The sequence below is a fragment of the Amycolatopsis sp. NPDC059235 genome (assembly GCF_042754125.1).
Taxonomy (GTDB): domain Bacteria; phylum Actinomycetota; class Actinomycetes; order Mycobacteriales; family Pseudonocardiaceae; genus Amycolatopsis; species Amycolatopsis albidoflava.
On the sequence record NZ_JBHZAG010000011.1, the window covers coordinates 133,925 to 147,456 of the forward strand.

General features: G+C 70.1%; 12 protein-coding genes. 9 read left to right on the forward strand and 3 right to left on the reverse strand.

Translation table 11 applies throughout. The features are described from left to right. The first annotated feature begins 244 nt into the window (after window positions 1-244). From ACFXI3_RS10815 to ACFXI3_RS10830, 4 genes are all read left to right on the forward strand, one after another. On the forward strand, window positions 245-1,144 hold the full coding sequence (locus ACFXI3_RS10815) for a helix-turn-helix transcriptional regulator (protein WP_344267810.1): 900 nt from the start codon (window positions 245-247) through the stop codon (window positions 1,142-1,144). 13 nt (window positions 1,145-1,157) lie between these two features. Next, on the forward strand, window positions 1,158-1,355 hold the full coding sequence (locus tag ACFXI3_RS10820) for a DUF397 domain-containing protein (RefSeq protein ID WP_116202071.1): 198 nt from the start codon (window positions 1,158-1,160) through the stop codon (window positions 1,353-1,355). Window positions 1,356-1,540: 185 nt separating this feature from the next. Beyond that, entirely contained in the window at window positions 1,541-1,747 is a 207-nt protein-coding gene (locus ACFXI3_RS10825; protein ID WP_344267808.1) for a hypothetical protein, read from the forward strand. A gap of 435 nt (window positions 1,748-2,182) precedes the next feature. Then, on the forward strand, window positions 2,183-5,194 hold the full coding sequence (locus ACFXI3_RS10830; RefSeq protein ID WP_378399386.1) for a helix-turn-helix transcriptional regulator: 3,012 nt from the start codon (window positions 2,183-2,185) through the stop codon (window positions 5,192-5,194). Window positions 5,195-5,253: 59 nt separating this feature from the next. On the opposite strand, the gene ACFXI3_RS10835 is transcribed toward ACFXI3_RS10830, so the two are convergent. After that, window positions 5,254-6,864: a succinic semialdehyde dehydrogenase gene (locus tag ACFXI3_RS10835; RefSeq protein WP_378399387.1), complete on the reverse strand. Its 1,611-nt coding sequence runs from the start codon at window positions 6,862-6,864 to the stop codon at window positions 5,254-5,256. 67 nt (window positions 6,865-6,931) lie between these two features. Beyond that, window positions 6,932-7,540 (reverse strand): TetR/AcrR family transcriptional regulator, encoded by a 609-nt coding sequence (locus ACFXI3_RS10840; RefSeq protein WP_344267802.1) that lies wholly within the window; start codon window positions 7,538-7,540, stop codon window positions 6,932-6,934. A gap of 98 nt (window positions 7,541-7,638) precedes the next feature. Between ACFXI3_RS10840 and ACFXI3_RS10845 the strand changes: the two genes are divergently transcribed. Then, window positions 7,639-8,790, forward strand: coding sequence for an acyl-CoA dehydrogenase family protein (locus ACFXI3_RS10845; protein ID WP_116206670.1), 1,152 nt, complete (start codon window positions 7,639-7,641; stop codon window positions 8,788-8,790). A 27-nt stretch (window positions 8,791-8,817) separates the two neighbouring features. Continuing rightward, on the forward strand, window positions 8,818-9,960 hold the full coding sequence (locus ACFXI3_RS10850) for a CaiB/BaiF CoA transferase family protein (RefSeq protein ID WP_378399388.1): 1,143 nt from the start codon (window positions 8,818-8,820) through the stop codon (window positions 9,958-9,960). Between the two features lie 85 nt (window positions 9,961-10,045). On the opposite strand, the gene ACFXI3_RS10855 is transcribed toward ACFXI3_RS10850, so the two are convergent. Further along, a complete protein-coding gene (locus ACFXI3_RS10855) occupies window positions 10,046-10,567 on the reverse strand; it encodes a GNAT family N-acetyltransferase (protein ID WP_378399389.1) in 522 nt (173 codons plus the stop codon). A gap of 195 nt (window positions 10,568-10,762) precedes the next feature. Between ACFXI3_RS10855 and ACFXI3_RS10860 the strand changes: the two genes are divergently transcribed. The 3 genes from ACFXI3_RS10860 to ACFXI3_RS10870 all read left to right on the forward strand — a co-directional run bounded on the left by ACFXI3_RS10860 (window position 10,763) and on the right by ACFXI3_RS10870 (window position 13,269). After that, window positions 10,763-10,930, forward strand: coding sequence for a hypothetical protein (locus ACFXI3_RS10860; protein WP_162836029.1), 168 nt, complete (start codon window positions 10,763-10,765; stop codon window positions 10,928-10,930). Window positions 10,931-11,270: 340 nt separating this feature from the next. Then, a complete protein-coding gene (locus ACFXI3_RS10865; protein ID WP_037713183.1) occupies window positions 11,271-11,753 on the forward strand; it encodes a hypothetical protein in 483 nt (160 codons plus the stop codon). Between the two features lie 583 nt (window positions 11,754-12,336). Further along, the gene (locus ACFXI3_RS10870; RefSeq protein WP_344268528.1) at window positions 12,337-13,269 is read left to right on the forward strand and encodes a lytic murein transglycosylase; all 933 of its coding nucleotides are present in this window, start codon (window positions 12,337-12,339) and stop codon (window positions 13,267-13,269) included. Window positions 13,270-13,532: the final 263 nt, after the last annotated feature.

Below are 13,532 nucleotides of genomic sequence, written 5' to 3' on the forward strand. Positions count from 1 at the left end.
TGTCCGCGAATAGCCGAGGACGGCCGTCGTCTACGCTGCTCAGGGCCGTCGGCGCGGCTGGATTCGCGTCTCGGCCCGCAGGATGCCAGAGTACAAGCGCACTCTGCACAATGCAGGTCGGAACCAGGTGTCGGCAACTCCCCGGAGCGACCGCGGGAATTCCCCGGTGTTATTACTCCACTGACAAGTCGATCACCTGGTTAGATATGCAGTGCGGGCAACAATACGGACCGGAGGTGCTGCCGTGGCGAGAGGCCAGGGACCGACCGTTCGCCGCCGGCGCCTCGCGAGCGAGCTGCGGAGGCTGCGCGAAGCCGCCGATCTCACCATCGACGAGGTCGGCGAAAAGCTGGAGTGCTCAGCGTCCAAAGTGAGCCGGATCGAGACCGGCCACGTCGGCGTCACCCCGCGCGACGCGAGGGACATGCTCGCGCTGTACGGCATCACCGGCGACGGGCAGGAAGCGCTCGTCCAGCTGGCGCGCGAAGCGCGCAAACGCGGCTGGTGGCACGCGTACAACGAAGTCTTCACCGGCACCTTCGTCGGCCTTGAAGCCGACGCGAGTTCGCTGCGCGCGTTCCAGGCGCTGCTGGTTCCGGGGCTGCTGCAGACTGAGCGCTACGCGTTCTCGGTGATCCGCGCACTGCGCCCGGACGCCGAAGAGTCCGAGACCCGCCGCCGGGTCGCCGCGCGGATGGCGCGCCAGCAGCTGCTGGCCGACGACCCGCCGGTCGAGTACTGGGCGGTGATCGACGAGGCGGTGCTGCACCGCGTGGTCGACAGCGCCGAGGTGATGGCCGAACAGCTGTACCGGATGAGCGCGATGGCCGAGAAGCCGAACGTGACCGTCCAGGTGGTGCCGTTCGGCGCCGGGGCGCACCCCGGCATGGAGGGACCGTTCCTCATCATGGGCTTCCCCGAGCAGGCCGATCCCGACGTGGTCTACGTCGACGACAGCACTTCCAGCGGCCTGTACCTCGAACAGCCCGAAGACGTCCGGCGCTACGCGCTGATGTTCGACCACCTGCGCGCAGCAGCGCTGAAACCGGACGATTCGGTGGCGCTGATCACCGACGCGGCCGGCCGGTTCGCCGAACAGGCCGCCGCGGTTCAGGAACCGAGGAACACCAACCCGAGACAGTGAGGATGTGGGGACCATGATGGCCGACCTTTCCGGTGCCCAGTGGCGCAAGAGCAGCTACAGCGGCGGCGGCAACGACTGCGTCGAGGTCGCCTTCGTCGCAGGCGGCGCCGCGGTGCGCGATTCGAAAGACCCGGAAGGCGGAGCGTTCCGCCTGCCCGCCGCCGGATGGCAGGGCCTGCTGGACGCGGTGCGCGACCGGGGACAGGCTTGATCCGTTCGGCCGGCTGATCGTTGCCCTGAGACCCCTTACCCCGCTCGACCTGGAGTTCCCTAGGCGAAAGCGCGGGTAAGGGGTCTTTTCGCGTCTCGGTGTAGGCGATCACCTGATGTCCGGGCCTGCCCCTCAGCACGAAAGTAGAGGTCACCAAGGAACGACGACCCGCTGGGGAGAATCCGATGAGCGACTACAACTGGGACGCCACCCGCGCCGAGGTGGACTACCGGATGGCCGAACTGCGCCGCGCCGCCCGCCAGGCCCGCCTGAGCCGCGGCAACCGGGTGGTGCGCTGGGTGCGCGCACACCGCGTCACGAACGTCGAGGTGCCGCGCCAGCAGAGGCGGACGGCGACGGTACCGGAGGCCCGGGCGCGACATAGCGCCTGAGCCCCCGGGCCCGGGTCGGGGACGGCAAGGGGGTCGGGCGGGGCGGACGGGCCGGGACACGGTTTCCGGTCCGGCCGCTCCGCCCGCCGGATCCGATCTCGCTTCGCCGCCCGGCGCGCTGCTTTGCCCGCCGGACGCACCCGCCCGCGACGAGAACCTCCCGCAGAGGTCCGTGAAGGGAACCCTGCGGGAATCAGAGTCCCTCAGGGTTCCCCTCACGGACCTCTACTCAGCAAGCACCGTCGCGAGCCAAGCGGCGGCCTGCTTCACAGAAACTTGCCGCGGCCCGCGCGCCGACCGGTCCCCGGAGCACTGCCCGGACCGGTTCTGAAGAGACGCGGGGCCGCCCTTCGTCCGCCGATCGGACGGAGATCACTGGCCGAACCGGCCGCCACGAGGAAATCCATGTCGGAACTGTCGGGGGTGTAGGTGAGAATGCATCTCGTGCCTCGTCTCGGTTCCGGTATTCCGCTCGTCGCCCGCACGCAGGAGATGCGGCGGCTGCGAGCGGCCTTCGCGCGCGCAGAACGCGGAGAAGCAGGTGCGGTGCTGATCGCGGGCGACGCCGGGGTCGGCAAAACCCGCCTGCTCACCGCGCTCGGGGAGCACGTCGCCGGCTGCGGCGGGCTCGTGCTCACCGGCCGGTGCATCGACGTGCGCGACGGCGGTCTGCCGTATCTGCCGTTCGCCGAGGCGCTGGCTCCGCTCGGGTCGTCGGCCGATCCCGCGGTTTCGGCCGCGGTGCGGGCGCGGTCCGCGCTCGGGATGCTGCTGCCGCAAGGCGGCGATCCGCGGCCCGCGGCCACCGGCGACCACGGGCAGGTGTCCGAAGGGGAGCGCGAGGGCGTCCGCCGGGTGCGGCCCGAGCAGGACCTGGGCCAGCTCCAGTTGTTCGACGCGGTGCTGGGGGTGCTGACCGAGGTCGGCCAGGAGCAGCCGGTGGTCGTCCTGCTCGAAGACCTGCACTGGGCGGATTCCTCCACCCGCAACCTGCTGTCCTTCCTGCTCAGCCGGTTGCGCGCGCAGCGGCTGCTGGTCGTCGGCAGCTATCGCGAGGAGGACGTCCACCGCAGGCATCCGCTGCGCGGTCTGCTGTCCGAACTGGTCCGGCTGAACACTGTCGAACAGGTCGCGCTGGCCCCGTTCGGTCCGGCCGACGCACGCGCTTTTGTCGCGGCGCTGGCCGAAGAACCGCTGTCGCCGGATGTGGTCGCGGACATCGCCGAACGGTCCGAGGGCAATCCGTTCTTCGTCGAAGAACTGCTCGCGACCGGTGCCGACTGCCAAGATCTCCCGGCCGGGCTCGCCGAAGTCCTCCTGGCCCGGCTGGAACGTTTTCCCGCCGAGACTCGCCGGGTCCTCCGCGTCATCTCGGTCGCCAACGAGTCGGTCTCGCACGCCGCCCTCGCGCAAGTGGCGGGCATCGGTGATCTGGAGTTGGACGAGGCGCTGCGAGAAGCCGTGCAGCATCACGTCCTCGTCATCGAGGGCGGTTTCTACACTTTCCGCCACGCTTTGCTGCAGGAAGCGGTGTACGCGGACCTGCTGCCCGGCGAGCGCACGCGGATGCACGCCGGATACGCGGCGCGGATCAAGTCGATGCCGCAGGGCCGCGGCCACGACGCCAAGCTGGCCTTCCACAGCCTGGAAAGCCGGGACTTCGACACTGCTCTCGCCGCCCTGCTCCGCGCCGCGGACGAAGCGGAAAAGCTCGGCGCGCCTGGTGCGGCGCTGCGGCACATCGAGCAAGCACAGTCCATTTGGGACGCCGTGGCTCCGGAAAACCGTCCCGACGGCGTCAACGAGTTGAAGCTGCTCAGCGAAGCCTCGTACTTCGCTGGTACTTCCGGCGAGCCGGAGCGTGCCGTGGCGTACGCGCGGTCAGCCACCGAGGCGCTCAAGCCGGACGCGTCGCCCGAGCACGCGGCGAAGGTCTGGCGTCGGCTGGCCGAAACGCTGCTCACCCTGGAAGGCACGTTCGACGAGGCGGTTCGGGCGATCGAGCGGGCTTGGGAACTGGTCGCCGAACGGGAACCCAGCGGTGCGCGGGCTTGGGTGCTGGCTTCGCGGGCCGGGTTCCAGCGGCTGCGTGACCAGCCTGATGAGGCGTTGTCCAGCGCGCATACCGCGGTCGCTGACGCGCGCGCCGTCGGAGCTGTGGGTGCTGAGGCGTCGGCGCTGGTCACGCTCGGCACGTTGGCCGACAGCGCGGGCGACGCCGGCGAGGCTCGCGAGCGGTTGCGGGAGGCCGAACAGAAGGCGCACGACGCGGGTGCGTTGAACGTCGAGATTCGTGCGATGTACTTCCTTGCCCTCAGCTACGACGACCAGGCCGAGATGGATCTCGCGCTCGCGCACGCCGCGCGGGGAGTCGCGCGGGCTGAGGAAACTGGGCTTACCTGGAGTACGTACGGGTTGGAGTTGCGCGCCCGGTTGCTCTACTTGCGTTATCTGAGCGGGGATTGGCCGAAGGAGGACGCCGCGGGGCGCGCGCGACGGGGCGTGTCCAGTGCGGTCGCTGCCCGGATCCTGGCCAACTGGGTGCTGTTCCTGGTGGGGCGTGGGCGGTTCGCGGATGCGGCCAAGGCGTTGCCGGGGCTTCGGCAGCAGTGGATGGCGGATCTGCAGATCGCGATGGCGGCTGGGGACGCCGCGATTGAGCTGGCGGCTTGGCGCGGAGAGCATTCCGAGGCGTTGCGGATCACTGACGAGTTGGTGTTGTGGCTGGAGAAGGCCGAGTCCGCGCTGTTGGGCGGGATTCGGATCGTGGCGTTGGCGATTCCGTCTGCTGTCGCGTTGGCTGCCGAGGCTCGGGCCAAGGGGGATCAGGCCGCGGCGGATGGCTTTGTGACTGTCGGGCGCCGGCTTTTGGCGCATGGGCGGCGGTGTGCCGCTGAGGGGCATCCGCGTTCCGGGACGATGGGGCCGGAGGGGCGGGCTTGGCTGGCGCGGATGGAGGCTGCCGCGTCTGCGTTGGAGGGGCCGGCGGATCCGGATTTGTGGGCTGCAGCGGCTGAGGCTTTTTCGTACGGGGCGGTTTACGAGCAGGCGGTTTGCCGGTGGCGGCAGGGGGAGGCATTGCTGGCTGCCGGCCGGGCCGGGGCGGCGGAGGCGTTGGAGGCGGCGCATTCGGTCGCGGTGAAGCTGGACGCTGTTCCGTTGCGGGACGCGGTGCGAGATGTGGCGCATCGGGCTCGGGTGGAGCTGTCCGGCGTCGAGGCTGTGCCTGCCCGACCGCAGTTGAACCCCTTGACCGATCGGGAACGGGACGTGCTGGAGCGGGTCGCGCTCGGCCGGACCAACCGGCAGGTGGGGGAGGAGTTGTACATCTCCGAGAAGACGGTGAGCGTGCACTTGTCCCGGGTGATGGCGAAGCTGGGGGCGAGCCGCCGGGCCGAAGCTGTCGCGATCGCTTACGACCGCGGCTTGCTCACCGTCCCCGAGTAAGGGCGGTGAGGGGAACCCTGAGGGACTCCAAGTCCGTGAAGGTTCCCCTCACGGACACCTCAGCGGCCCGGCAGGCGCCGCAGGAGTTTCATGCTCACGGTCATGAAGCGGGCCCACAGGGAACCCGGCACTCCCTTGGGCGGGCGCAAGCCCATTCCTCGTTGTACGGCGATTGACTGGGGTTCGGTGTACTTCAACAGGCCTTCTGCGCCGTTGCGGCGGCCGGCTCCGGATTCCTTCATGCCGCCCATGGGGACGCCGACCGTTCCGAAGGTCGCTGCGTAGCCTTCGTTGACATTCACGGTGCCTGCCTTCAGGCGTGCGCCGACTTCCCAGCCTGCTCGGCCCCTTCGCGTCCATACGCTTGCGTTCAGGCCGAAGGGGGTGTCGTTCGCTCGTTCGATCGCGTCCGTGACGTCGCTGAACCCGTAGATCGAAACCACTGGGCCGAAGGTTTCCGAGGCGAACGGGGTCATTCCGGGGCGGACGTCCGTCAGGACCGTTGGCTCGTAGAACAACGGGCCCAGGTCCGGGCGGGGGCGTCCGCCAGTCAGTACCTTTGCGCCCTTCGTCCGGGCGTCTTCCACATGCGCGGACACTGTTTCCAGCTGGCTTTTCGAGGTCAACGAACCCATGCCGGCGTGGTAGTCCAGGGAACCGCCCAGGCGGAGTGCGGCTGTGCGCGCTACGAATTCGCGGGTGAACTCCTCGCGGATGCTGTCGTGCACGTAGATCCGCTCCACTGACACGCACAGCTGGCCCGCTGACGAGAAGCACGCCGTTACCGCCCCTGCCGCGGCTTTGGGGATGTCGGCGTCGGGCAGCACGATCATCGGGTTCTTGCCGCCCAGCTCCAGCGAATAGCTGGTGAGCCGTTGTGCGATTCGGCCCGCCAGGTCCTTGCCGGTGGGGGTGGAGCCGGTGAAGCAGAGGTAGTCGCATTCCTCCAGCAGGGCGTCGCCGATTTGCGAGCCTCGGCCCAGCACGATCTGCCACAGGCCTGCGGGCAGCCCGGCTTCTTCGGCCAGTTCCTGCAGCCACAGCGCGGACAGGGCGGTCTGGTTGTCCGGCTTCTGCACCACGGCGTTTCCGGCGGCGAGCGCGGGGAAGACGTCCATCGCGGTCAGCGCGAGCGGGTAGTTCCAGGGCGAGATGATGCCGACGACGCCCTTGGGGTGCCGCAGTTCGCCTGCTCGGGTCAGGCCGGGGATCACGCCGGGGGCGCGGTGCGGGGAGAGGATCTTCGCGCTGTGTTTGCCGTAGTAGGCCGCGACCAGGACGGTGGCGCTGACCTCGTCGAACGCGTCGATCCGGGCCTTGCCCGCTTCGACCTGGACCAGGTCCAGGACTTCCGCTTGGCGAGCGAGCACCAGGTCGTGCAGGCGCAGGAGGAACTGCTGGCGCCGGGCCGCGGACAGTGCGGCCCACTCGCGCTGGGCCTCCCGCGCGGAGGCGAAGGCGGCGCGTACTTCGGCGTCGTCGGCCTGGGGGAGCGACGTGATCGGCTGCCCGGTGAAAGGCGCGGTCATCTGCACGGGCGCGTTGTCGGCGCCCCCGGTCACGCGGGCTACCAGCGCGGCTGCGCGGGCCGCGGACGGAGCGCCTGCTACGCCGCCGACGGTCGCGGGCAGGGGCTGGCCGGTGAGGTTCGCCGGGGTCGTACTCGTCATCGAGCGCACCTTCTTCCGTGCGGGGCCGGGTGTTACCGACGAGTACATCATACCGGCGGTATGGAAACTAGTCGCCCGAATACAGCAGCACGGCGATCCGCTTCCACTCCTCCAGCAGCTGACGGCGCCTGCGCGGGTCGCCGCCCAGTTCGGCGTCGAGGGCGAGGCCTCGGGTGAGGTTCACGGTGAGCCAGAACAGCATCTCCGCGCGCTCTTTCGGCAGGTCGCCGGCGACTTCGCTGATGTGCTCCAGCGTCGCCCGGCCTAAGGCGCGGTCGACCGGGCGGATCGCCGCGCGCAGTTCCGGGTCGGTGCGGGCGGCCACCCAGAGCTCGGTGACCGCGGTCGACAGCGTGCCCGAGTAGCCCTCCCACAGCAGGTCGATCGCTGCCGCGACGCCCGACGCGCCGCCCGGCAGCGAGCCGAGCGAGGCGGCGAGCTGGGTGCGCAGCTTGGTAGTGAGGTGCTCGACCGCGGCCGCCATCAGTTCGGCTTTCGTGGCGAAGTAGTGCTGCACCGCGCCTTTCGAGACGCCCGCGCGGGTGCAGATCTCCTGTACCGAAGCCCGCGAGTACCCGATCTCGACCAGGCAGTCGATCGTCGCGTCCAGCAGGGCGGTGCGCGTCTGCTCGCGGCGTTCGGCCTGGGTGCGGTGTCCCCGGGCGACCTCAGTCATCGCGACTCCTGCTTTACGTACCGGACGGATGGGATGTACATTCCGCTCAGAACTTACCTGCCAAGCGTCATGTTTTCCAGTTCGCGGGAGGCCCAGCCGTGCCGTTGCAGACCCAGAAAAGCTCGTGGAGCACCACCGAACTCGAGGACCTCCGGGAGCTTTCCCGGTCGTTCCTGCAGAAGGAATTCGTGCCGAACCAGGAGCGCTGGGCGGCGGAAAAGAAGCTCGACCGGGAAATCTGGACCAAGGCGGGCGAGCTCGGGCTGCTGTGCCTGTCGATCCCGGAGGAGTACGGCGGGGGCGGCGGCACGTTCGCGCACGAGGCCGTGCTGTACGAGGAGCAGGCCCGCGCCGGGGACAGCGCGTGGGGCGTCACTGTCCACAGTGGAATCGTCGCGCACTACATCCTCGCGTACGCGTCGGAGGAGAAGAAGCGCGAGTGGCTGCCGAAGATGGCCACCGGCGAGATGGTGGGCGCGGTCGCAATGACCGAACCGGGCACTGGTTCAGACCTTCAGAACATCAAGACCCGCGCGGTCCGCGACGGCGACCACTACGTGATCAACGGCGCGAAAACCTTCATCACCAACGGTTTCCACTCCGACCTCGTCGTGGTCGCGTGCAAGACCGACCCGGACGCGGGCGCGCAGGGCGTCTCGCTGATCGTGGTCGAGACCGACACCCCGGGCTTCCGCCGCGGCCGCGTGCTCGACAAGGTCGGGCTCAAGGGACAGGACACCGCCGAGCTGTTCTTCGACGACGTCCGCGTGCCCGCCGCGAACCTGCTCGGCGACGCCGAGGGCCAGGGCTTCATCCAGCTGATGCTGCAGCTGCCGCAGGAACGGCTGATCATCGCCGTGACCGCGGTGGCGGGCCTGGAAGCCGCGGTGAACCTGACCATCGACTACACCAAGGAACGCACCGCGTTCGGCCGCCCGATCTTCAACTTCCAGAACACGAAGTTCAAGCTCGCCGAGGCGGCGACGGAAGCCGCGGTGTCGCGCGCGTTCCTCGACCAGTGCATCGAACGGCACCTGCGCGGCGAACTCGACGTGCAGGGCGCGGCCATGGCGAAGCTCTGGACGACCGAGCGGGTGAACAAGGTCGTGGACGACTGCCTGCAGCTGTTCGGCGGCTACGGCTACATGACCGAGTACCCGATCGCGCGCGCCTGGGCGGACGTGCGGATCTCGCGGATCTTCGGCGGCACCAGCGAGATCATGAAGGAAATCATCTCCCGCACGCTCTGAAAATCGTTGCCGCGAAAGGATTTACTCGTGAAACAAGGTCCGCTCGCCGGGCTGCGGGTGGTGGAGCTGGCCGGGCTCGCGCCGGCTCCGTTCGCCTGCATGATCCTGGCCGACCTCGGCGCCGACGTGATCCGCGTCGACCGCGCCACCCCGGGCTCCGACGTGCTCGGCATCCCGAACGATCCGCTCGCCCGCGGCAGGCGTTCGGTCGGCGTGAACACGAAAACGCCCGAGGGCGTCGAATTGGTGCTGAAACTGGCCGAAAGCGCCGACGTGCTGATCGAAGGATTCCGGCCTGGTGTCGCGGAGCGGATGGGCATCGGCCCGGAGCAGGCGCAAGCGCGCAACCCGCGGCTCGTGTACGGCCGGATGACCGGCTGGGGTCAGGACGGTCCGCTCGCGTCGGCGGCCGGGCATGACATCAACTACATCGGCGTCGCCGGCGCGCTCGACCCGATCGGCCGGGCGGGCGAACGCCCGGTGCCGCCGCTCAACCTGGTCGGCGACTTCGGCGGGGGCGGCCTGATGCTCGCGATGGGCGTGCTGGCCGCGCTGCACGAGCGCACGACGTCCGGGCGCGGGCAGGTCGTGGACGCGTCGATGGTGGAAGGCGCCGCGCTGCTCACCACGAGCCTGCACGGAATGCGCGCGGCAGGCGTGTGGCCGGGGGAGCGCGGCGAAAACCTCCTCGACGGCGGTGCGCCGTTCTACGACACCTACGAGACCGCCGACGGCAAGCACGTCGCCATCGGCGCGATCGAGATGCGGTTCTGGGCCGACTTGGTGAAGGTGCTCGGGCTGGAGAACGAGGACCTGCCGATGCACGTCGACCAGAGCCAATGGCCGCGGCTGCGCAAGATCCTGGAGGAAGCGGTCGGCCGGTTCACGCGCGACGAACTGGTCGCGCGAGCGGAAGGCACCGACGCGTGTCTCACGGCGGTGCTGTCGCCGTGGGAGGCCGCCGAGCATCCGCAGAACGCGGCGCGCGGAACGTTCGTGGACATCGGCGGCACGGTGCAGCCCGCGCCGGCGCCGCGGTTCGACCGGACGCCCGCCGCCACGCCGGAAGCACCGCACGAGAAGGGCTCGGACACCGCGGAAGTGTTGGCGGAGCTGGGCTACGACGACGCTGGGGTCGCGGCGCTGCGGGAGGCGGGCGCGATCTTGTGAGCGTCGGCTTCAGCGCTCGACGCGAGGTTCGTGCCCGGCGAAGGCGATCGCTCGGCACGAACCTCGCGCGGACGAGCGGCCGCCGTCACGAAGGCAGATCGGACCGGATCACCGAATAAAGGAGGTGATCGCGCCACTCCCCGTCTCGGAAATCGAACCCGCGCAGGATCCCTTCGCGGGTGAACCCGGCCTTCTCCAGCGAACGCTGCCCGGCCCGGTTGCCGACCTCGGTGCTGGCCTCGACGCGGTTGAACTGCGTGTGCGCGAACAGGTAGCGCACGAGCTCCCGCTGCGCCTGCGCGCCGAGGCCGTGCCCGCGCGCCTCCGGCAGCAGGACCATGCCGATGTTCCAGCAGTAAGTGTGCGGGCCGGTCCGCGTGCGATGCCACGACACGAGCCCGAGCGGGCGTTCGTCGAGCGTGGGGACGAGCATGCCGTTGTCGGTGGTCAGCATGCCGTTTTCGCGCCAGAGCCGCCGGATGTAGCCGGGGTCGTGCCAGCCGAACCACTGGTGCTCGCCGACCGTCTCCGGGTCGTTGGTCAGCGCCTCCAGCAGACCGAGGTCGGACTCGCGCACGGGGCGGAGAGTCACTGCGCCGTCGTCCATCGGCGGAGCCTACCGGGGCGCCGCGCGGGACTTGATCACCCGTTGGTGACCGTCGTCACCCGGCCGTGAGCTTTCTGGCTGGATCGGGGCCTGCGACGGGCCATTCCGCCGCGTCGTCACTACAGTGGGAGCCGACTCTGCCGAGGCGGGGCCGGCGTCCGACCGGAGGCCGGGTGAGCGGAGGGGAACGAAACCATGTCGAGCGGCCTGAAGAAGATCGTCGTCGTCGGAGTGGTCGCGCTCGTGCTGTTCTTCCTGATCACGCAGCCCACCAACTCCGCGGCCTTCGTGCACCGCGTGCTCGGCTGGCTCAAGGACGGCGCCGAAGCGATCGTCACCTTCTTCAAGAGCCTCTTCGCCTGACCCGGCTTTTCCTTCTCGCCGGGACGCCTCCGCGCGTCCGTCCGGCCAGCTAGTCACGCATTGTCACCGGATCCCGGGATTCGGGCACTTCGCTCGACCATCCGGGTGGATTGGCCCCTGAAACCTCCTGGTCACGGAATTTCCGGGGCCCGGGGTATGGCGGAGAAAGCAGGTGCCGCCCTACGGTGCTCACATTGCGTGATCAGCCGGTTCTCCGGTCCCCCGGGAACCGGGTCACGGCGGGTATTCGGCCCGGTCACGCGTGGGGTGCCAGTCGTGGACGCGCAACGGGGCAGGCGGTCGAAAGGCCTGCCCGTCGGGGACCGATGAGGAGGCAGGGATGACCGGAGATCCCGGAGTGGACGCGTTGATCCGGCAGTGGTCGGCCGAGCGCGAGAAGACCCCTGAGGAGCAGGAGGTCGATCGCATCGCCTCGGCCTGGCTGGCCGACGCGCCGGCCGCTCCGCCCGGCATTCCCGGCCAGCGCGCCCGGTCCGGACCCGCCCGCTGGGCCCCGGTCGAGGCCGCCGACCCCGGCTACCTCGACGCGATGCGCGCCCGGCTGCCGGAGGTCCCGGAGGAACTGCTCGTCGCCGCCGCGGGCTGGTGGCAGATGGTCGGCGACGTCGCCGAAGCCCAGCAGTGGTGGGACGCCGGCATCAGCCCGCTCGACCAGCGGGCACTGGACTACCGGGCGGCCGGTCTCGCGCCGTCCGACCTGGCGCGGCGGCTCGGCCCGATGACGGTGCTGCAGCATCTCCGCCGCGGCAGCGCGCCCGCGTGGTGCGTCGCGCGGCTGGCACGGCAGCAGAAGCCTGCCTGACGGTTCGCCGGACCGCCCGCGGATTCCCGGGCGGCCGCTCTTCGCGGAAGTTCCGCACTCTCTCGTGGTTTCGCGCGGCTCGCGCGGTCACTGAAGCCTGTTTGGCAGCTGTGTTGCCTGGTCGGTGAATCGGCCAGGCAACACGGCGAAGCGGCTGTCGCGGCGCGGTGGAAGTACTCGTTGACGGGTCTTCCGGGAGCGGCGGAATTCTTTTCAACCGGTGTTGCCAGGCTGAAGCCCACCACCGCATCGTTTCCCAGCCTGCCGACGCCGTCGCTTACCTGGACGCTGCTCTTGCGGCAGGTGCCACTTCGGCGGTCGAAGCGCGGCGAAAGCCTGCTCGGTCAGACCGCGGCAGTGGTCGGTGAACCGGAACCCGCAGCACCTCAGCAGCAGCGGAAGTGCTTGCGGCCGGTCCGCGAACATCCCCCTCGGCGTGGGGCTCGTGGTGTTTGTGTGGCGTCAACCGTCCACCTGACGGAACTCGATTACCCGGCCGGGTGAACCGGCGTGGCGGGGAACCTGGCGACGCGTGCGTAACGCTAACCTGCGCGGGCTCGTTGAGTGTTGCGAACCCCAAGCCATGCTGGAGGACCGGAGTTTCGTGCCCGCCACCGGACAGACCCCCGACACCGCGCCGACCGGGGACGAGACCGCGGCTCCCGCTGCCGCCCCCTCGCCCGCCCGCCGCGGTCACGGCGCCGCGCTCGCGGTGCGGCTCGCCGTCGTCGTCGCGGTGCTCTCGGTCGCGGGCGGCGGGGTCTGGATCGTCACCAGGGCGGCCGCCCCGGCAGCCAGCCCCACCACGACGGACATCCCGGCGCTGAGCGTCAAGGCGGTCGACGTCAAACCGGGTTCGATCGCTCCGGTCAGCGCCGTCGCCGCGGGCGGAGCGGCGGACCAGGGCACCGCGCCGCAGTCGGCGCGCCCGACCGGCGGCGACCCGCTGCAGGCCTGGGCGGACAAGGTCGGGCCGGCCACCGGCATCCCGGCCCGCGCGGTGCGCGCGTACGGCAACGCGGAACTCGCGATGCGCGAGGTCGACCGCGGCTGCCACATCTCCTGGGCGACGCTCGCCGGCATCGGCCGCATCGAGTCCAACCACGGCCAGTACGGCGGAGCGGTCCTCGGCGCGGACGGCCGCCCGTCGAAGCCGATCATCGGCGTCCCGCTCGACGGTTCCTCCGGCGTCCGCGCGATCAGCGACACCGACGGCGGCCAGCTCGACGGCGACCCGGTCGCCGACCGCGCGGTCGGCCCCATGCAGTTCATCCCGAGCACCTGGCGGAAATGGGCGTCCGACGCCACCGGCGACGGCCGCGCCGACCCGCAGCAAATCGACGACGCCGCCCTCACCGCCGCCCGCTACCTGTGCGCGGGCGGCCGCGACATGGCCAGCCCGGCGGGATGGTGGGCGGGGATCCTGTCGTACAACAACTCGACGGAGTACGCGCAGAAGGTCTTCGGCCTGGCCGACGGTTACGCGAAGGCGGCGCAAAAGGTGCAAGCGGGCTGACCGCTCGCCACCCTCCTGGCCTGCTTCTCCGACCCAAGTCCGTGAGGGGAACCTTCACGGACTTGGATTCCCGCCCCGCGCCCAGCTCCTCGCCTCCGACCCCCAAGCGAGGTCGGCTCAGCAGTTCGTTCGCTCCTGCCGACGAGCCGGGTGCGCGATGCCGAGGTCCGTGAAGGGCTCCTTGAGGGAATCAGATTCCCTCAAGGAGCCCTTCACCGGCTTACCCGGGGGGGAGGGCACCGGACCCGGCATTCCCGCCGGTG

Excerpts from the sequence above, each read along its gene's own strand:
- ACFXI3_RS10840 (WP_344267802.1), bottom strand. The coding sequence starts at position 7,540 with ATGACTGAGGTCGCCCGGGGACACCGCACCCAGGCCGAACGCCGCGAG.
- ACFXI3_RS10825 (WP_344267808.1), top strand. The coding sequence starts at position 1,541 with ATGAGCGACTACAACTGGGACGCCACCCGCGCCGAGGTGGACTACCGG.
- ACFXI3_RS10870 (WP_344268528.1), top strand. The coding sequence starts at position 12,337 with ATGCTGGAGGACCGGAGTTTCGTGCCCGCCACCGGACAGACCCCCGAC.
- ACFXI3_RS10830 (WP_378399386.1), top strand. The coding sequence starts at position 2,183 with ATGCATCTCGTGCCTCGTCTCGGTTCCGGTATTCCGCTCGTCGCCCGC.
- ACFXI3_RS10820 (WP_116202071.1), top strand. The coding sequence starts at position 1,158 with ATGATGGCCGACCTTTCCGGTGCCCAGTGGCGCAAGAGCAGCTACAGC.
- ACFXI3_RS10860 (WP_162836029.1), top strand. The coding sequence starts at position 10,763 with ATGTCGAGCGGCCTGAAGAAGATCGTCGTCGTCGGAGTGGTCGCGCTC.
- ACFXI3_RS10865 (WP_037713183.1), top strand. The coding sequence starts at position 11,271 with ATGACCGGAGATCCCGGAGTGGACGCGTTGATCCGGCAGTGGTCGGCC.
- ACFXI3_RS10835 (WP_378399387.1), bottom strand. The coding sequence starts at position 6,864 with ATGACGAGTACGACCCCGGCGAACCTCACCGGCCAGCCCCTGCCCGCG.
- ACFXI3_RS10855 (WP_378399389.1), bottom strand. The coding sequence starts at position 10,567 with ATGGACGACGGCGCAGTGACTCTCCGCCCCGTGCGCGAGTCCGACCTC.